Here is a 17,259-nt window from a genome sequence, read left to right as displayed (position 1 = left end):
GTCATCTGGCCTCTATATCGGCCAGGAGCCAGCTTTCCTGCAAGGCCGCCCTTTTCCAGGACTGGAAAGCGGGCGTTGCCAGGACGGCGTCCATATAGGCACGGCTCTCAGGCGAGACCTTGATGTCATAGGTATCGAAACGGGTCACGACCGGGGCATACATGGCATCGGCATTGCCGAAGCCGCCGAACAAGAATTTGCCTTTCTTTCCGAAGCCGCGCCGGCAATCGCGCCAGAAAGCATCGATGCGCGCGATGTCGGCCTTAGCCTCCTCGCTGAGCGCGATGGCCTTTTGGGGCCGATGTAGATTCATGGGACAGACCTTGCGTAAGGCGGCGAAACCTGAATGCATCTCTGCCGCGGCCGAGCGCGCGGCGGCACGGGCCGCCTTGCTGTCGGGCCATAGCTTCCGGTCGGGAAAGATCTCGGCCAGATATTCGAGGATGGCGAGCGACTCCCATACGGTGAGCGTGCCATGGCGGAGTACCGGTACGCGCCCTGCCCCCGAATGCTCGCGGATGCGCCGCCCGGTATCCGGCCGGTTGAGGGGGATGACGGTCTCCTCGAAAGGAATGTGCGCCATGCTGAGCGCCATGAAGGGTCTGAGCGACCAGGACGAATAGTTCTTGTTGCCGATGACGAGATGGAGTTTCGCCATGCGGGCCTCCCTGTGTTTTGTTATTTGCGAGCGGGCAAGGCTTCGACGGGACCGCCCGCCTCCTTCCAGGCGGCAAAGCCGCCCTTCAGGTTCCTGACCGGCGTTAGGCCCATCGACTGCAGCGTGGCGCTGGCGAGCAGCGAGCGCCAGCCCGAGGCGCAATGGATGATGAACATCTTGTCCTCGGCGAAGATGGGCTTGTGATACGGACTTTCGGGATCGACCCAGAATTCGAGCATGCCGCGCGGCGCGTGGAAGGAACCCGGAATGCGGCCGTCGCGCTCGAGTTCACGGACGTCGCGGATGTCGACGATCACCACGTCGTCCCCCTTGGCGAGTTCCCGGGCTTCTGTCGCGGTAACGCTGGCGACCTCGGCTTCGGCTTTCGCCATCAGCGCCTTGTAGCCCTGAGTGATATTCTGGGGCATCGGATTACGAATTCCATTGAAGGCGGCTACAGTCGCTCCTCCAACGGGTCCTGGTCAAGCGCCAGATCGACTATGAGCCTGGATTGAGTCAATCCAAACCTCATAAACATGATCGATTCTTAGATGTTGGAGCATCGGACCGAAAGGTTTGGGAAAATCCGATGCGCAAATCAAAGAGTTAGAGCCGGCCGATTCCATGAGAGCGCCCGGTGCTCCGGCGCGGGATTCCGCGCTAATAAAATCAGATGTGATTGATGCTGGTGACGGCGATGGCCGTCATGGCCAGAACGGCAAGCACATACAGATAGAATATCGCCGGGATTCTGGGACGGGCGTGACGCATACGCAACATGACACACACTCCTGTTGGTGCGGACTATGTCACGAGATTGTTAAGCAGTCGTTCAGGAGCGCTTAACCGCCTGTTCACCATGTCACATCGAGCGCGGCAGATAGCGCCAGGAGACGATGCCGACGACCGTCAGCAATATGCCCAGTATGTAGAATACCGTGCCAAGCGGAAAGAACAGCAGCACGATGGAATAGATGAAGGACGGCAGCAGATCGGAGAGATCGATATAGCTGCGATAGACGCCGGTCATCTGCGGGCGCTCATGGGCACGCACCGAACGCAGATAGGGAATGCCCCCTACCCCGTCGAGCGCCGAATTGGCGACGGCGCCGATCAGCAGGAAGACGCCGGCGAGCACCGGCGCGCTGGTTCCGGCATAACCCGCGCCGAAGACGGCGACGGCGGCGACGGCGAAGGACAGCGAGATCACCTTGCGCACGCCGGTGCGCTCGGAGATCTTGCCGAATAAAAAGGCGGTGCCGAGGACGATCTGGCTCGCCGAGATCAATATGCCGCTCGCCTCCTTGCCGAGGCCGCCCTCGATCATGAGCAGCGAGCCATAAATGAAGAAGGTCGACCAGAAGCACGAGCGGCCGAAGGCGATGAACCAGGCGAGCCGCAGGCGCGGCTGCGAGACGAAGCGGCCGACATTGACCACAGGATTCTGCGGTGGCGAAGTAGCGGCCTTGATGACCGGATGCGCGTTGAGCCGCAGATACCAGAAGAAGGCGAGGAGCAGGATGCTGCTGGCGATGCTCAAGGCCTGCGGCGCCCAGGCGCCATAGGTCTGATAGAGCCAGACGCCCAGAAACGGGCCGATCGTCCAGGACGTGGCCGAGAAGGTGAGCCGCATCGGTTCGGAGCGGACGAGATCGGCCTTGCGGATATGGTCCAGTATGTACAGCGACAGCGAGATGTTGAGGGTCGCGGTGCCGACATTGCGCAGATACATGCCGCCGACCTGCCCCGGCAGCGTGTGCAGCGCGAAGGCCAGCGACGCCAGGATGAGGCCGATCACGCCGATCGTATAGATCCAGCGGCGCGGCACATGGCGGAAGAGGATCGGCAGACTGAGGGTCGAGACGAGGACGGCGAGGCTGACACAAGTGAACAGCACGCTGACCTTCTGGCTGCTCATCAGCAGGTCATGGGCCTGGACCGAGACGACGGTGGCGACGAGCGCGCGCGCGAAGGATTCAATCGCGAACAGAGAGGCGAAAGCGAGCGCCCCTCTTTTCGGGGGCGCGGCGGTCCAGATCGCAGGAGAGGCTTCGGAAGACATGAAGCGGGAAACTCGAAATAGGCCCCGAGACAAGCACCGGCCGAAGCGGATTCGCAAGGAATTTCAGGGCAGGTCTTGCATGCGCCGCCCTCATGGCTGCGGATCGGACGGCCGCGTGGTCTAGACCGGACCGGTGACCTCCAGTCGGCCCTCGGCGAAGGCGCCGTCCACCCTATAGGTCTCGGCCAGGCTTTGCCGGGTGAGCACCTCGCCGATCGCGCCCCGCCCCACCAGCCTGCTACGGTCGAGCAGCATCACCTCGTCGCAATAGCGCGCCGCCAGTCCGATATCGTGGAAGGAGGCCAGCACAGTGCGCCCCCTGCTTCTGACGATGTCGAGGAGCTTGTACTGGAAATGCAGGTCGAGATGGTTGTTGGGCTCGTCGAGAAGATAAATATCCGGATCGAGCGCCAGCAGTTGCGCGAAGAAGAGACGCTGCTGCTCGCCGCCGGAGAGTCGGGCGGCATCTTCTTGCCATCGATGATCGAGGCCGATCATCGCTAGTGCTTCCCGGCTGTGCTCCCGGTTCGCGCTGGCGCCAAGCCCGCGCGGCAGAAGTCCGAGTTCCACGACCTCGACGAGGCTGAGCCCGGAGAGCGATACCTTCTCCCGGACAAGCGCGCCCACACGCGCCGCATAGGTGCGCCGGCCCAGGGATTGGATAGGCCTGCCCTCCAGCAAGACCGATCCGGCATCGGGCGTCTCGACGCGATAAAGGATCTTGAGCAGGCTCGACTTGCCGGCGCCATTAGGCCCCAGCAAGCCATGGAAGCGGCCGCGTGTCAGGTTGAAGCTGACGTTGTCGAGCAGGACTGCCGTACCTTTACGCAGGCAGATGGCTGACACCGAGAGAATGGGTTCAGACGCCACGGCGCATCCTTCGCAGGATCACGATGAAGGGGGGCGCCGCAAACAGCGCCAGGAGCACGCCCAGCGGCAGCTCCTCGGGCGCCAGAACGGTACGGCAGAGAAGATCGACCAGCACCAGCACGATGGCGCCGAGCAGCAGCGCCAGAGGGATGAGCCAACGATGCGTCGCTCCGATCAGGAGCCGGGCCAGATGTGGCACGATCAGCCCGACGAAGCTGACGATGCCGGCGGCTGCGACCGAAAGCCCGGTGAGCAAGGCGGCGGCCGAAAAGAAGCCGATCCGCAACGCCCCCACCGGCACGCCGAGGGCCGTCGCGCGCTCGTCGCCGAGCAGCACTGCATCCAGCATGGGTGCGAAAGCGAAGGCGGTGAGCGCCAGGAGCGGCAAGCTTATGGCGAGCGGGAGAAGATCGGGCCACTTGGTGCCTGCGGCCGAGCCCATCAGCCATTGCAGCGCCTGCTGCGTTACATGCGGCTCGGCGATGTGGAGGAAGAAGGCCGTGATCGACTGGAAGAACAGCGACACCGCGGTCCCCGACAGGATCAGCATCAGACGGTCGAGATTGCGGCCGGGCGAGAAGGACAGCCCAAGCGCAATGAGAAAAGCCAGCATGGCCCCGAGAAAGGCGAGGATCGGCAGGCCGATCAGCGAGACGAATACACCGGGAAGCCAGATGATCGCGGCGGCGGCTGCCGCCGAGGCGCCCGAGGAGAGCCCGAGCAAATAGGGATCGGCCAGGGGATTGCGCAGCAAGGCCTGCATCAGGAGGCCGGCAAGTGTGAGAGCGGCGCCGACCAGCGCTACCATGATCACGCGCGGCAGTCGCCATTCCCAGACGATGAGCTTGAGCGCCGGCTCTGCATCGGCAAGCCGGAGCAGCGCCTTGAAGCGATCATCCCAGGCAAGATCGGCGGTGCCCCAGAAGACCCCGGCGAGCCCGGCGAGGATCAGTGCCATGACCGCGAGCGCGAACAGGCCGGGACTTCTGAAGGAGGAGACGGTCACCCCGATCTACTTCAAGGCCTCGAGATCGGCGCCGAGTTTTTCCACCCCTTCGACGAAGCGCACACCGAGCAAGGTTTGCGAGAAGGGAATGATGATGAAACGCTCCGCCTTGACGGCCTCGAGCTGCGAAAGCACCGGATCGGCCTTGAGGTGATTGATCTTCTCTTGCGCCGTCGACCATTCCGCCTCGATCGGCACGATGATCTCCGGATCGGCGGTGGCGACCTTCTCCCAGGCGAGATCGGCCCAGCGGCCCTTCACATCGGCGGCGATGTTCTTGAGGCCGACGGCCTGGAGCAGCAAGGCGGGTGTTCCGCAGCAGCCCGCCGAGAACGCGGTCTCGGTGCCGGAGTCGAAAAGGAAGGCGCGCCGTCCGGCGCCCGGATTGCTGCCGGCGACAGCGGCGAGCCGCGCCTTCATATCGTCCGCCAAAGCTCTGGCTTTGTCCTCTGCGCCGAACAGCGCGCCGATGCGCTCGATATCGGTATAGAGCGCCGCCGTGGTGATCATGACGTCGTCGGGATGCTGGTTGCGACATTCCGCATTGACCACATAGGTTCCGATGCCAAGAGCATTCCAGTCCTTCTCGGGGCCGAGCCTCTTCTCGCCGAAGGCCGACGCGAAGCCGGCGAAGAGAAAGTCCGGACTCTGCGCCATCACCACCTCACGCGCCGGATATTGCTTGGCGATCACCGGCACGCTCTTGTACGCGGTAAGCCAGCGCTCGGGGATCGCATCGTCGAGATAGGCGGTGCCGATGAGGTGGCGTTCGAGGCCGAGCGCCAGCATGATCTCGGTAGCCTGCTGATTGAGCGTGATGACGCGGCTCGGTGCCGCCTTGAAGCTCGAGGTCGTGGCGCAGCTTTCGATGCTGCGCTCCTGCGCCAGGGCTGGCGGCGCCGCAAGCGCCAGGAGGGCCGCGATCACCAGGCTAGACAATCTCATGATGTTTTACCTCATGGATGATGAGTTCAGGGACGAACGTATTGGAAGCCAGTGCGGCGGCGAAACGGGCCACGTCTGCCGGCTTCGTGAGCCGGTACCAGTGACCTGAGGGATAGACCGCCACCAACGGCCCCTGGTTGCAGGGAAAAAGACATCCGGTCAGCGCGATGAGGCAGTTGTCATATATGCCTTCGCGCCGCAGGGCGTCGGTGAGCACGTCCTTGATCGAGCCGGCCTCGCGGTAGCTGCAGCGCGGGCCGGAGCAGACCAGCAGGTGGTGGCGGAAGGGTGGTGGATCCTGCCAGCCCGGATTATTGAGCTCGGCTTCGTCCGTCGTAATGAGACGTGCCGCGTCGGCCTTGCTCAGTGCCCTGGCGGCGACCGCCGCGTGCACCTCTGCCGCGTCGGCCTGGTCCTGCGCCAGCGCCAGTTGGATGGCTGGATTCTTCCGCAGCCAGTGGCCAAGGGCACCGCCGAGCCACGCGCCGAGACTGTCGGAGAATGGCAGGCCGACCGGCTGCACCAGGATGGCGCTGGCGCCGTCGTGCACCAGCTCGTCGAGAGCCGTCATGGGACCGGCCTCGGCGCCCTCCATGCGCGCGACGCGCGCCGGGACGGCGGAAGCCTGGAGTAATCCGGCCTTGAGAGCGCGCAGACGCTTGGCGCTCACATAGGCCTGGCTCACCAGATAGAGTATAGCGTCAGGCTGCATCGCCTGACATCGCGCGGAAAATCATGCCTCACCCCTGCCGGCACACCTCGTCCGGCGTCATGGATATTTGCTACGGCAGGTCTCCTGGCTCGCGGCTCTGGCGCGCTGTGCTCCTTCCCAGCCCCGATGGGCCAGTGGTGATGGCAAAGCGCTTGCCGCTTACAGTTGCGAGGGCAGCCACGGTCTTGGCCCCTGATGGGTAGTCCGCACCGTGTTCCCTTTTAATCCGCCATGGCTGGGCGGAACCGTGAGCCGTTACTACGGAATGGCGCTTGGCGGGTCAAGACTTGTTGCAGATCGTGCAAATAAACCGGGTTCAATTTTCCCGTGTCCCGGCCTAGATCACGATGAGTTTGGATCGATTCGAACCAAACTCATAAACGGGATCGATTTTAGTATTTTAGCGCGGGATTCTCGCGAAAGACCGGTATCCACTTTTTCGCATCCCGCGCTAGGAAACGGTTATGGCTCAGTCGGAAAAACAATCTGTCGCCCTCATCTCCATGGCGGCGAGCGCCGCGCTCGCCATCGCCAAGCTGGTGGCGGGGCTGCTCACCGGATCGCTCGGCATCCTGTCGGAGGCTGTCCACAGCTTCACCGATTTCTGTGCCACGGTGATCACCTTCTTCGCCGTGCGCATGAGCGATCAGCCGCCGGACGAACGGCATCATTACGGCCATGCGAAAATCGAGAGCATCGCGGCGCTGGCCGAGACCGGCCTGCTGCTCGGCACCACCGCCTGGATCTCCTATGAGGCCATCCATCGCCTGATCTCCGGCAACACCGAGATCCTGCTCACCTGGTGGGCGGCCGCCATCATCGTCGTCTCGATCATCGTCGATTTCTTCCGCGCCCGTGCCCTGACCCGCGTCGCCAAGGCGACGTCGAGCGAGGCGCTGGCCGCCGATGCGCTCAACTTCACCTCGGACATGTGGAGCTCCATGGCGGTGCTGGTCGGCCTCGGCCTGGTCTGGTACGGCTTTCCGGCCGCCGACTCCATCGCAGCTTTGATCGTCGCCTGCGTCATGACGGTGATCGCATTGCGCCTCGGCAAGCGCACGCTCGACACCTTGCTCGACGCGGCGCCGGGCTCGGCCACCGAGGCCATCCGCAAGATCATCGAGGCGACGCCCGGCGTGCTGGCGCTCGAACGCTTGCGCATCCGGCCCGCCGGCGCCACGCTGTTCACCGGCGTCGTCGTGACCGTGCCGCGCACCATGCCGGTCGACGACATGATCGCGCTCAGGGAACTGGTGAGCCAGAATATCCGGGCCGCCTATCCCAATGCGGATGTCACCGTCACCACGGATCCCGTGGCGCTCGACGATGAATCGATCTCGCAGCGCGTGCGGCTCATCGCGCATCGTCTCGATCTGGCGATCCACCATCTGACCATCCAGCGCGTCGGCATCCGTACCGCCGTCAGCTTCGATCTCGAGGTCGACGCCAGGATGTCGCTGCTCGACGCCCATGAAAAGGCGACCATGCTCGAGGCCGCCATCCGCGGTGAGCTCGGCCAGGATGTCGAGGTGGAGAGCCACATCGAGCCGCTGCCCGAGAAGGTGCTGCCGGGAGAGGATCTGCCGCCGCGTAGCCAGAAGGAAATCGAGGATCTGCTGCGCAAGCTCGCCGCGGCCGAGACGCGGGTCTGCGACATCCACAATGTGCGGGTCAGGCGCAACAGCGAGGGCGTCTTCGTGCATTATCACTGCCGCTTCGCTCCCGAGGAGGCAGTCGAGACGGTGCATGAAGTCATCGACCGGATCGAGCTCTCGCTGCAACACGCCAAGCCCGATATCCGGCGCGTGATCGCGCATGCCGAACCGATCGGCTATGCTTTGCATTGATTGAGGGGGGAGCTCATGAAGATCCTGCGGCGCGACGATTACAAGGTGATGCCCTGGAAGAATGGCGGCGGCATCACGACCGAGATCGCGGTCGATCCCCCAGATGGCGGGTTCGGCGGCACCGGATTCCGCTGGCGCGTCAGCATCGCCGATGTCGCGGAGGACGGTCCCTTCTCGAAATTCGCCGGCTATGACCGCCATATCATGCTGCTCGAAGGCAAGGGCATGCGGCTCGAAACCGAAGAGATCGGCGCGATCGATCTCGCTTCGCCCTATCGCCCGGCCTCCTTCTCCGGCGACTGGTCGGTCACCGGCAAGCTCAGCGACGGACCGGTGCGCGACTTCAATCTGATGATTGCGCGCTCATTCGGCAAAGGGTCGCTCACCTGCCGCCAGCTCACAGCACCCCTGCCCCTGATGGCGATGGGCGCCACGCATCTCATCTACTGCATCGACGGTGAAGTCACAGTCGGCGGACATTTGCTGGGAATGGGCGAGACCGGCATTCTCGCCGGATACGAGAATGTGGTGTTGACGCCTCTGGCCGAGGACGCGCTCATCGCCTATTGCATTATTCATCAGCAGCAGGGCCCTCGGAGCTGAGCTCGCCGAACCGGGCGAGAAAGATGGATCACCAGGGCCAGGGCGTCCGCATATAGCGCAGGTACGGCGTGCGGATGCCATTCCTTTCGTAGAAGCGCTGCAGCGTTTCATCCGTCTCATCGACCATCCAATAAACTTGAGCGGCACGGCGCTCGTCTGCCTCGGCATAAACCGCATTGAGCAAGGCCGCGCCGGCGCCCAGTCCACGCGCGGCTTCGCTGACGAAGAGATCCTGCAGAAAGGCGATGTCGGAACCCGTCCAGGCGAAGGGCGCGAAGCTGATCGTCGCGAAGCCAAGGGCATCTCCGGCGACGGAGCGGGCGATGAGGATCACCGCTTGCTGTGAGGATCGAGCGCCAATTGCCAGCTGCGCTCGCTGACTTCTGAGGGAACAGCACCCGCCATATGGCGCTGCCATTCGCCCCATAGTCTCAGCCAGTCGTCCTTGTCTGCCGCTGTGCTGCGCGCAACGCGAATAGTGTCCATGTTTCCGCCGGATTTGCCTTGCGTCTCGACTTCATGGCACAGTTTCAGAGGTTCCGGACAAGGGCAAGCGCCAAACAGGATGAAGACGGAGACTCTCGCCAAGCTCGCTTGCGCCTATTCAGGCCTCGTCTGGGGCCTGTTCTGGATTCCCGTCCGCACTCTCGCGGAAGCCGGCATCAACGGCTTGTGGGCGATCTCCTTCTTCTACACCGTGCCCTTCGTCCTCGCTTTGCCCCTGTTGCTGCTGCGCTGGCGCGCGGCCGTGCGAGGCGGGCTGTGGCTGCAGGTCCTGGGTTTCGTGCCGGCTTTGAGCCTCGTCCTACACGGACGTGGTAAGGGCTACCTTGCTGTTCTACCTCACGCCCTTGTGGAGCACGCTCCTCGCCCGCTTCGTTCTCGGCGAGCCGATCACGCTCTTGCGCTGGATCGCGATGGCGATCGCCATTCTCGGCATGCTGGTGATTTTCCGGGCCGATGTCGGCATTCCCCTGCCGGAGCGGCCCGGCGACTGGATCGCCCTTTCCTCCGGATTATTGTGGGCGGTCGCCTCGATCCTGCTGCGCGCCGATCGCAACAGCGACGCGATCGATCTCCTGACCCAGAATTTCATCTGGTCGGCCATCATCGCGGCGGCCCTGTTGCTGGCTTTCGGACGGGGTCTCCCCGGCTCACCGCCGCTCGCCACCTATCTGGCGCAACTGCCCTGGCTGGTGCCGGCGATCATCCTGGTGGTGATGACCGGCGTCTATGCCTCGATGTGGGGAACGCCGAAACTCAATCCCGGCCTGGTCGGACTGCTCTTCATGACCGAGATCAGCGTCGGCGCGATCACCGCGGCCATCTGGTCGGGCGATCCCTTCGGCTGGCGCGAGGTGATCGGCGTCGTGCTCATCTCGAGCGCCGGCATGCTCGAAAGCCTGTGGGACCTCTGGCGGAACCGGAAAGCGCAGCCGGCGTGAATCCCTGTTGACCTTACAAGGGCGGGAACCTTTAGAAGCCGTCCTCCTCAAATCTCGAACAGTTCAGCGCGATCACCGCGCGTAAGAGGAGGACTGCGCCATGAAATACGTGACGCTCCCACAGATCGAACGGCGCGTGGCCGTTGCCGAGGGCCAGACGATCCTCGAGGCGGCGCTTGGCGTCGGCGTCCCCTATCCGCACAGCTGCACGGCCGGGCGTTGCGCCGCCTGCAAGTCGAGGCTCCACTCGGGCAGCGTGACGCTCAAGCCGCATACGCGTTTCGCGCTGAGCGAGGAGGAAAAAGCGCAAGGCCTGATCCTCGCCTGCCGGGCGGCGCCCGACAGCGATGTGAGCCTGAGCTGGCTCGGCGAGGCTCCGGCGGATGCCGCGGGGCCACCGCAAGGGGCGAGCGTCGTCGCCGTCGAGCAGATGACCCATGACATCCGTCGCCTCGCCCTCAAGCTCGATGAGCGCACACGCTTCCGCTTCACCGCCGGCCAGTATCTCAAGCTCACCGTCGAAGGCGCGCCGTCGCGGCCCTATTCCATGGCGAGCCGGCCCGACGAGGAACTGGTCGAACTGCATGTCCGCGCCGTGCCCGGCGGGCGGACCAGCTCACGCATCATGTCGTCACTGCGCGAGGGCGATCGTGTCAGCGTCGAAGGCGCTTTCGGCTCGGCCTTTCTGCGCGACGCGCATGCGGGCGCGATCATCGCGGTCGCGGGGGGCAGCGGGCTCGCGCCCATAAAGTCCATCGTCGAGACCGCCCTCGCCTCTGGCGCCGATAGTCCGATCACGGTCTATTTCGGGGCGCGGGCGCAACGCGACCTCTATCTGGTCGAGCATTTCCGTGATCTCGCGGCCCGGCATCCGCAGGTGGCCTATCACGCCGCTCTCTCGTCGGAAATCGCGGAAGGCTGGCGGAGCGGATTTGTTTCCGATGTGATCGCCCGCGATCACGCGGCGCTCGCCGGCGCCAAGGCCTATATCGCGGGCCCGCCGGCCATGGTCGATGCGGTGCAGCTCGTGCTCGCCGAGCGCGGCGTGCTGGCGCGCGATATCCACGCCGACAGCTTCTTCACCCCGGAGGGCGGTTAGAGCGCTTCCCGCGAAAGTTGCTCGACTTTCGCGACAAGGAAGCGCTCCAGATATATGTAATCGAGCCTTTTTGTCCCGTTTTGATCGAGATCCTTGGATTCGATCAAAACGGGAAAGGCTCTATGCTCAAATAAAAAGGCCGGACGCGTCACCGCCTCCGGCCTCTTCCCCCGGATCGTCCTGTCTCAGACGGCGGTCGACTCGTATCCCGCGTCGGCGATGATGCCGCCGACGGCCTTGGCGTCGCTCGCACCGTTGACATAGACCATGCGGGCGGCGGTGTCGGCGTGAACCGAGATACCGGGAAAGCTCTTGGTCAGGGCGGAAGTGATCACGCCGGCGCAGTGGCCGCAGGTCATTTCCTGAACATGGAAGGCGAGGTCGGCCTTATGGCCGGCCGCCTTCGGGGTATCGGCGTGACGATGTGCTTCGCACATTGAATCTCTCCTTGTCGATTTCGCGGCTGGTCCGCTTTGCCCTTTCTGCAAGCTTCCCGCTTGGCAAGGTCAAGCCCTCGTTTCGCAAGGAGAACACGAAAAATCGTATCGTCAGTCGCCGGCCGGCAGCCAGCGCCGCACCGGTTCCGCCCTGCCCTCGACCTGTGCTTCGAAGACCGGCGACGCCAGCACCGCATGGATATGAAGCGTGCCGGCGCCCGTATTGCGGAACCCATGCTTGCGCAGCGCCGGAACGACCAGCGATTGGCCGGCGGTCAGGATGGCGCGTTCCTCGTCGATCCACATTTCCGCCTCGCCCGACAGCACGGACAGAACTTCCTCGACCGGATGCACATGGCTTGGCGCTCCGGTCGCGGGCGCCACCCATTGCTCGAAGATGCAAAGCTCCCTGGCGCCCGTTTGCGCCGAGATCAGCATGCGCGTCGCGACACCCGGGCGCCATTCCTCGCGTGGGGTATCGCCATGATCGACTACCTGCATCGGTCCAGCTCCTTCGCGCCAGCGTGGCCCCAGAGCATGCCCCATTTCTTGACACGAGCCAAAGGGGTCACGGCGGGCGCTCTAAATCCCTGGATACTATCCGGCGGCACCGCCGAAATAAGTGCCGTGCAGCGGCAGCGCATCAGGGGGATCCTGCGCTACCTTAGGAGCTGGTGATTAAATCTCATCAGATTGGAACTGCACTCTGGTTGAAATGGCCAATCAACGGAGTACTCTTCCCGCGCATCTATTGCACCTCCTTGAGGTGGCAGTTTGTGGGAGAAGCACGACACAGTCATCATTGGCGGCGGCCAGGCGGGACTGGCCATGAGCTATCATTTGCGCCAGCGCGGTCGCGAGCACATCATCCTTGAGCGGCATCGGGTTGCCGAGCGCTGGCGTACCGAGCGCTGGGATTCGCTGCGGTTCCAACTTCCAAACTCATTTCTTGCCTTGCCTGGAAAGTCCTATGCGGGATCCGAGCCTGACGGGTTTGTCCATCATGCCGACGTCTTGCGCTTTGTCGTCGACTATGCGGCAGAGATTGCAGCACCGGTCCGCACCGGTGTTGAAGTCACGAACCTCAGCCGCGACGTAAGCAACGGGGAATATACCCTTGAAACCTCAGATGAGCCGATCCAGGCACAGCACGTCGTCATCGCAACGGGTCCGTTCCAACGCCCCCTGATCCCGGACTACAGCAACGCCGTGCCGAGTTCCATTTATCAGACGGACGCTGTCCACTACCGCAATCCGGAAAATCTGCCGCCGGGTGCCGTGTTAGTCGTGGGAAGCGGCAATTCAGGCTGCCAAATTGCCGACGAACTCTTGCGCAGTGGCCGGCGGGTTTTTCTCGCTATCAGCCGCCATAATCGGGTACCCCGGCGCTATCGAGGCAAGGATATCATCTGGTGGTACGAAAATCTGGGCCGCTTCGACGTGAACATCGATACCTTTCCGGGCAGGAAATATCCGCCAACAATAATCATGACCGGCATGGATGGGGGTTACGACCTCGATCCCCGCCGCCTTGGTTATATGGGCGCCACGCTCCTTGGACGCGTGGTCGGGACAGCCGATGGCACACTGGCGCTTGCCGAAGACGCCGGCCCATTGCTGGCGGCGGCCGAAAAGGGCAACGCGACCTTCATTGAGGCGGCGGACACGCTGGCGGCCAGACTGCCAATGAGCTCCGATATCCAGCCAAAGGAAGAATTGCCGCCACTACCGCCTCTGCGGATCGACGCCGGCATACGCACATTGCACCTGCGCGAGGAGAGTATCGGCACAATCATTTGGGCAAATGGATATGGCTACAACTTCGATTGGTTGAAGCTGCCGATCACTGATGCCCATGGTGTTCCCATCCAACAGCGCGGTGTGACCGCCTGTCCCGGTGTCTATTTCCTGGGACTCCACTGGATGCACACATTCCGGTCAGCGATTCTTTCCTTCGTCGGCCGCGATGCTGCCTATATCGCGGATCAAATTGATCATCTGGCGCATTGACCAATACGAAGTTGGAAAGAACACACCGACCGAGGCAACCTTGAACTGCTCAGCTAACACTCGTGCCGGATTCGGGACTGACCAGATCGGCTCAGGCCACGCGCCACTATTTTATCGTGAGCGCTAACCCGCTCAGGTCGACGTTCACCATCAGACCGGTCTGCCGGCCCGAGAGCTCCAGAACGGCACCCTTCTGGTTGGTGAGCACGATCGCGCGGACACCGCGGATGACCGCAAGCCCCGCGCCCGCGGCACCGTACACGCCCTCAACGTCTGACGCGCGTCGGATATTGCTCACTCGGCCGTGCAGCACGGTCTTCGAGCCGCCGAACACGAGGCCGTAGTCTATGCCGCCGACCCCAAGCCGATAGGTGCGGCCGCGGAAGGAGAGCTTGCCGCTACCGCCGGAACCACCGATGATCCAGCCGGCTTTGTAGACTGTAAGCGTAATTCTTCCGCTATCGGCGTTGGCGCTCTGAAGACCGACGCCAAACAGGGCGATCACCGCGACCAAAGCGCCGAGGAGCCGGATTGGAATACGCATGCTTGATCTCCCTTGTTTCTGTCCTTAGGGCATCGACGGGCGGTTCGCGTCCATCGAGATCCCGCGAAGAGGCTCTACCATTTTCGGTCGGGCGGTCTCAACATCACTCTATCTTGTGAACAAAGGTGCCTTGGGTCAATTCACGAGAGCATCGGACCGTATGCCAACAGGCTTGAACTTGCATGTGCTTCATGGTTCTTTTGCGAGAGCTCGCGGGAGACCTGATCCAATGCGGCCGAGATTGTTCCTCTTCAGTGTCGTCAGCCTGGGCATGGCTATTGCCTTGTTGGGTTTGCCCCAAACTTTTGCCGCAGAGCAATCGTCAAATGTCCCAGCATGGCTGCGATCTCACGTCGGCGAAGGCCCAAACCAAATCGCACAAGTGGTTTTGCAGAGGGCACGCGCCCTCTATCTGCAAAAGGTGAGCGAGGGCGCGGTTAAGAATCCATGTTACTTCGCAATGGATGCTACGCGGCCCGGCGGGTCGGGGCGGCGGTTCTACACTATATGCGAAGCCGATCAGACCTTTCGTGCGGTTCCAACGGGTCACGGCAACGGTCGTCATTTGAAAGGCACCGTTAATTTCGCCAACGGAATACGGTGCGCGAAGAACTTCAGCAATGCGATGGATTCCAAACTGACGACGGGCGGGGCCTATTTGACAGGAGAGGAGACCAAGTCTTTCAAAGGCTATTATCGTACCTCATCCGGGAAAAATGCGGTTTTGAACCGATCGTTTGTGCAGTTTGACGGAGAAGGCGGCACCGCAAATGCGAGGGTCCGCCTAATCGGAGGGCATCCGGCCGTGGTGTTGAGAGGAGTATGCCTGCGGAAGGATCCGAACAGTCCCTACGCAAACCGAGACGGCTACATTCCGTTCGGAAAGCTCGTGGACTATTCTTTGGGCCGCAGCAACGGGTGCACGAGTTGGTCGCCTTCGGACGCCAGACAAATCATCCCGATCATGAAGGATAAACCGACGACGCTTTATATCTATCCTGAATCAGGAGACATCGAAGCCGTCGCTCAGGCCGTCAAGGCTGCCCGGTCACTATCGCGCGCGGGATTATATTGGAACGCCTCTTGCTTGAAAGAAATTCGCACTCCGAAATTCTGGCCGCGAGAATCTCTCGAGCCGATCCTGGTTCAATACCGGAAGGATCATCCGCAAGCGCCGCCGCGGCCGATACCGATTTGCAAGGGTTCGTGAAGGTCCCTTTTATCCCATGAGCCGGTAGTTCGTTCTGACATCCAGAGAACGACCGTGGCCAATGTCGCACATGCAGGGCGCTCTATATCCGGGCCGCCATTGCCCTCCTTCCCCAGGACGTGGCGCGCAGCCGCCGTCAAGCGGTCACAGAACTTCAGGCAGTATCCGTGACGATAAAAGCTATGGGCCGCACAAGCATATATATCCGCGATTTACAGCGATCTCCTTGCCTCCCCAGCCCACCACGCAGACTGCCGACCAACTGGGCTGCAAATTATATCCTGGCCTAAATCCTTGGCCCCCCGCATTCGCGGCGCAAATAAAGTAGGGGCTGCCATTCACATAAACGCCGCTTCTCGCGGCGATCATGGCGGATTGCGCGCAAGCGATGTCACAGCTTTGACCTTGTCCTTCAACCCATGTTGCGGCTTGGGCAGGCAAACAAAAAGGTGAGGCACAGAGGAACAGAGCAAAGAGACTTCTCATTTGAGACCTCCGCTGACGCCGCCACACTCGCTCTTATCCGACGTAACCTTACATTGCAATTACGCAGCGACACTCGTCCGTAAGTTTAGAGGTTGGAAGACTGAGAATCTTTCAACCTGGGTAAATTCATCCAGCCTGCGATCCGGGCCTTGGTTCACCGGGTCGAGTGACTCCGCGCAAGACATCTGGTCAATGCACTCGCCGGGATATGTAGCGGGAATGCCCAACAGGCCGTTCTGACGCCTGAGGAGCGTGCACCAAGGGCGTCTCATTTCGTTGCTCGTCGAAACGGTGGATCTGCGGTCGGCAACCCTGCTTCCGTTCCTCCGGCATTCCCACGCCCGCCTGCACAAATGGTTACACAAGCAACCCTGTTGCTCGTCTAACCATTTGAAATGTATGGATTTTGTCTTTGGTGCGGCCGAGAGGACTCGAACCTCCACGATGTTACTCGCTAGCACCTCAAGCTAGTGCGTCTACCAATTCCGCCACGGCCGCAAATCATTGGAAGCGGGCGGTGTGTAACAGGCGGGTTTGGTGAAATCAACCCCCGCGAACGATCCTTTTCGCCATCCTCAACAAAGACTATCTAGAGCCCATGCAGCCCCGTTCGAATATCGCTTTTTCCCTGAAATCAGCACCTTCCGCCCGCTGGGAAGTTACCCCCGGCCTCACCTCCTACGAGGACGGAATCGCCCGCATGGAGCGCGAAACCCTCGCTATCGCCAGGGGCGATTCTCCCGAACTGGTCTGGCTACTCGAGCACCCGCCCCTCTACACCGCCGGCACCAGCGCCAAGGAAACGGATCTCGTGGCCGCGGACCGCTTCCCCGTCCACAAGACCGGGCGCGGCGGCCAATATACCTATCACGGGCCCGGCCAGCGGGTCGCCTATGTGATGCTGGACCTGCGCAAGCGCGGACAGGATGTGCGCGCTTTCGTGGCCGGGCTCGAGGCCTGGCTCATCGACACCCTCGCCGCCTTCAACGTCAAGGGCGAGCGGCGCGAGGACCGGGTCGGCGTCTGGGTCAGGCGGCCCGACAAGGGTCCAGATGTCGAAGAGAAGATCGCCGCCATCGGCATCAGGGTGCGCCACAGCGTGACCTTCCATGGCATCAGCCTCAATGTCGAGCCGGACCTGTCGCATTTTTCTGGCATCGTGCCCTGCGGCGTGGCGGAGCACGGCGTCACCAGCCTGGTCGATCTCGGTCTGCCGGTTACGATGGAGGACGCCGACGTGGCGCTGAAGGCCGCCTATCGCGAGATCTTCGGGTGATACGCGCCCGACCCGCGAAATTTTCCGTATCCCTGTTTCCGTCCCTGTA

Annotated in this window: 19 protein-coding genes, 1 tRNA gene and 1 riboswitch; of the genes, 7 read left to right on the top strand and 13 right to left on the bottom strand. The window is 62.4% G+C overall.

What is annotated here, in order from left to right:
- Window position 1: 1 nt before the first annotated feature.
- The 7 genes from G5V57_RS28365 to G5V57_RS28335 form a co-directional block, all read right to left on the bottom strand.
- On the bottom strand, window positions 2-658 hold the full coding sequence (locus G5V57_RS28365; RefSeq protein WP_165171654.1) for a glutathione S-transferase family protein: 657 nt from the start codon (window positions 656-658) through the stop codon (window positions 2-4).
- A gap of 20 nt (window positions 659-678) precedes the next feature.
- Window positions 679-1,086 (bottom strand): rhodanese-like domain-containing protein, encoded by a 408-nt coding sequence (locus tag G5V57_RS28360; protein WP_165171653.1) that lies wholly within the window; start codon window positions 1,084-1,086, stop codon window positions 679-681.
- A gap of 434 nt (window positions 1,087-1,520) precedes the next feature.
- Window positions 1,521-2,720 (bottom strand): MFS transporter, encoded by a 1,200-nt coding sequence (locus tag G5V57_RS28355; RefSeq protein ID WP_165171651.1) that lies wholly within the window; start codon window positions 2,718-2,720, stop codon window positions 1,521-1,523.
- A 120-nt stretch (window positions 2,721-2,840) separates the two neighbouring features.
- A complete protein-coding gene (locus G5V57_RS28350) occupies window positions 2,841-3,590 on the bottom strand; it encodes an ABC transporter ATP-binding protein (protein WP_165171649.1) in 750 nt (249 codons plus the stop codon).
- Window positions 3,580-4,596, bottom strand: a complete 1,017-nt coding sequence (locus G5V57_RS28345; protein WP_206530113.1) for an iron ABC transporter permease — start codon at window positions 4,594-4,596, stop codon at window positions 3,580-3,582. The genes G5V57_RS28350 and G5V57_RS28345 overlap by 11 nt, the downstream gene beginning before the upstream one ends.
- A 6-nt stretch (window positions 4,597-4,602) precedes the next feature.
- Complete coding sequence (locus G5V57_RS28340) at window positions 4,603-5,541, bottom strand: ABC transporter substrate-binding protein (RefSeq protein ID WP_165171647.1); 939 nt, start codon at window positions 5,539-5,541, stop codon at window positions 4,603-4,605.
- Window positions 5,528-6,253 (bottom strand): ferredoxin, encoded by a 726-nt coding sequence (locus G5V57_RS28335; protein WP_165171645.1) that lies wholly within the window; start codon window positions 6,251-6,253, stop codon window positions 5,528-5,530. Before G5V57_RS28335 ends, G5V57_RS28340 begins: the two co-directional genes overlap by 14 nt.
- Window positions 6,254-6,309: 56 nt before the next feature.
- Window positions 6,310-6,518, bottom strand: a riboswitch (cobalamin riboswitch).
- A 199-nt stretch (window positions 6,519-6,717) separates the two neighbouring features.
- On the opposite strand from G5V57_RS28335, the gene G5V57_RS28330 reads away from it, so the two are divergent.
- Both G5V57_RS28330 and G5V57_RS28325 read left to right on the top strand, forming a co-directional pair.
- A complete protein-coding gene (locus G5V57_RS28330; protein WP_165171643.1) occupies window positions 6,718-8,100 on the top strand; it encodes a cation diffusion facilitator family transporter in 1,383 nt (460 codons plus the stop codon).
- 15 nt (window positions 8,101-8,115) lie between these two features.
- Window positions 8,116-8,703, top strand: a complete 588-nt coding sequence (locus G5V57_RS28325) for a HutD family protein (RefSeq protein ID WP_165171641.1) — start codon at window positions 8,116-8,118, stop codon at window positions 8,701-8,703.
- 28 nt (window positions 8,704-8,731) lie between these two features.
- Here G5V57_RS28325 and G5V57_RS28320 read toward each other — a convergent pair whose 3' ends face one another.
- On the bottom strand, window positions 8,732-9,037 hold the full coding sequence (locus G5V57_RS28320) for a GNAT family N-acetyltransferase (protein ID WP_165171639.1): 306 nt from the start codon (window positions 9,035-9,037) through the stop codon (window positions 8,732-8,734).
- A complete protein-coding gene (locus G5V57_RS28315) occupies window positions 9,034-9,189 on the bottom strand; it encodes a hypothetical protein (RefSeq protein WP_165171636.1) in 156 nt (51 codons plus the stop codon). Before G5V57_RS28315 ends, G5V57_RS28320 begins: the two co-directional genes overlap by 4 nt.
- Before the next feature lie 329 nt (window positions 9,190-9,518).
- Between G5V57_RS28315 and G5V57_RS28310 the strand changes: the two genes are divergently transcribed.
- Both G5V57_RS28310 and G5V57_RS28305 read left to right on the top strand, forming a co-directional pair.
- Window positions 9,519-10,148 carry a DMT family transporter gene (locus G5V57_RS28310; protein ID WP_256378608.1) on the top strand — a complete coding sequence of 210 codons (630 nt, stop codon included), beginning with the start codon at window positions 9,519-9,521 and terminating at the stop codon, window positions 10,146-10,148.
- Between the two features lie 100 nt (window positions 10,149-10,248).
- On the top strand, window positions 10,249-11,247 hold the full coding sequence (locus tag G5V57_RS28305; protein WP_165171632.1) for an FAD-binding oxidoreductase: 999 nt from the start codon (window positions 10,249-10,251) through the stop codon (window positions 11,245-11,247).
- Between the two features lie 185 nt (window positions 11,248-11,432).
- Here G5V57_RS28305 and G5V57_RS28300 read toward each other — a convergent pair whose 3' ends face one another.
- Window positions 11,433-11,684 carry a heavy-metal-associated domain-containing protein gene (locus tag G5V57_RS28300; RefSeq protein WP_165171630.1) on the bottom strand — a complete coding sequence of 84 codons (252 nt, stop codon included), beginning with the start codon at window positions 11,682-11,684 and terminating at the stop codon, window positions 11,433-11,435.
- Between the two features lie 111 nt (window positions 11,685-11,795).
- Window positions 11,796-12,185 (bottom strand): cupin domain-containing protein, encoded by a 390-nt coding sequence (locus tag G5V57_RS28295; protein ID WP_246737405.1) that lies wholly within the window; start codon window positions 12,183-12,185, stop codon window positions 11,796-11,798.
- 273 nt (window positions 12,186-12,458) lie between these two features.
- Here G5V57_RS28295 and G5V57_RS28290 point away from each other — a divergent pair, with 273 nt between their 5' ends.
- On the top strand, window positions 12,459-13,694 hold the full coding sequence (locus G5V57_RS28290) for an NAD(P)/FAD-dependent oxidoreductase (RefSeq protein WP_165171628.1): 1,236 nt from the start codon (window positions 12,459-12,461) through the stop codon (window positions 13,692-13,694).
- A 106-nt stretch (window positions 13,695-13,800) separates the two neighbouring features.
- On the opposite strand, the gene G5V57_RS28285 is transcribed toward G5V57_RS28290, so the two are convergent.
- Complete coding sequence (locus tag G5V57_RS28285; protein WP_165171626.1) at window positions 13,801-14,238, bottom strand: hypothetical protein; 438 nt, start codon at window positions 14,236-14,238, stop codon at window positions 13,801-13,803.
- A 229-nt stretch (window positions 14,239-14,467) separates the two neighbouring features.
- Between G5V57_RS28285 and G5V57_RS28280 the strand changes: the two genes are divergently transcribed.
- Window positions 14,468-15,448: a hypothetical protein gene (locus G5V57_RS28280; protein WP_165171624.1), complete on the top strand. Its 981-nt coding sequence runs from the start codon at window positions 14,468-14,470 to the stop codon at window positions 15,446-15,448.
- 899 nt (window positions 15,449-16,347) lie between these two features.
- Here G5V57_RS28280 and G5V57_RS28275 read toward each other — a convergent pair.
- A tRNA-Leu gene (locus G5V57_RS28275) sits at window positions 16,348-16,432 on the bottom strand.
- Window positions 16,433-16,532: 100 nt separating this feature from the next.
- On the opposite strand from G5V57_RS28275, the gene lipB reads away from it, so the two are divergent.
- On the top strand, window positions 16,533-17,210 hold the full coding sequence (gene lipB / locus G5V57_RS28270; protein ID WP_165171622.1) for a lipoyl(octanoyl) transferase LipB: 678 nt from the start codon (window positions 16,533-16,535) through the stop codon (window positions 17,208-17,210).
- The last annotated feature ends 49 nt before the right edge of the window (window positions 17,211-17,259 follow it).

The sequence above is a fragment of the Nordella sp. HKS 07 genome, assembly GCF_011046735.1.
GTDB lineage: Bacteria > Pseudomonadota > Alphaproteobacteria > Rhizobiales > Aestuariivirgaceae > Taklimakanibacter.
This window is presented reverse-complemented; position numbering and strand designations above follow the sequence as displayed.

Bases quoted from the DNA above. Each gene is read 5' to 3' on its own strand.
- G5V57_RS28280 (WP_165171624.1), top strand. From the start codon at position 14,468: ATGCGGCCGAGATTGTTCCTCTTCAGTGTCGTCAGCCTGGGCATGGCT.
- G5V57_RS28300 (WP_165171630.1), bottom strand. From the start codon at position 11,684: ATGTGCGAAGCACATCGTCACGCCGATACCCCGAAGGCGGCCGGCCAT.
- G5V57_RS28315 (WP_165171636.1), bottom strand. From the start codon at position 9,189: ATGGACACTATTCGCGTTGCGCGCAGCACAGCGGCAGACAAGGACGAC.
- G5V57_RS28355 (WP_165171651.1), bottom strand. From the start codon at position 2,720: ATGTCTTCCGAAGCCTCTCCTGCGATCTGGACCGCCGCGCCCCCGAAA.
- G5V57_RS28305 (WP_165171632.1), top strand. From the start codon at position 10,249: ATGAAATACGTGACGCTCCCACAGATCGAACGGCGCGTGGCCGTTGCC.
- G5V57_RS28325 (WP_165171641.1), top strand. From the start codon at position 8,116: ATGAAGATCCTGCGGCGCGACGATTACAAGGTGATGCCCTGGAAGAAT.
- G5V57_RS28340 (WP_165171647.1), bottom strand. From the start codon at position 5,541: ATGAGATTGTCTAGCCTGGTGATCGCGGCCCTCCTGGCGCTTGCGGCG.
- G5V57_RS28330 (WP_165171643.1), top strand. From the start codon at position 6,718: ATGGCTCAGTCGGAAAAACAATCTGTCGCCCTCATCTCCATGGCGGCG.
- G5V57_RS28365 (WP_165171654.1), bottom strand. From the start codon at position 658: ATGGCGAAACTCCATCTCGTCATCGGCAACAAGAACTATTCGTCCTGG.
- G5V57_RS28285 (WP_165171626.1), bottom strand. From the start codon at position 14,238: ATGCGTATTCCAATCCGGCTCCTCGGCGCTTTGGTCGCGGTGATCGCC.
- G5V57_RS28360 (WP_165171653.1), bottom strand. From the start codon at position 1,086: ATGCCCCAGAATATCACTCAGGGCTACAAGGCGCTGATGGCGAAAGCC.
- lipB (WP_165171622.1), top strand. From the start codon at position 16,533: ATGCAGCCCCGTTCGAATATCGCTTTTTCCCTGAAATCAGCACCTTCC.
- G5V57_RS28295 (WP_246737405.1), bottom strand. From the start codon at position 12,185: ATGCAGGTAGTCGATCATGGCGATACCCCACGCGAGGAATGGCGCCCG.
- G5V57_RS28335 (WP_165171645.1), bottom strand. From the start codon at position 6,253: ATGCAGCCTGACGCTATACTCTATCTGGTGAGCCAGGCCTATGTGAGC.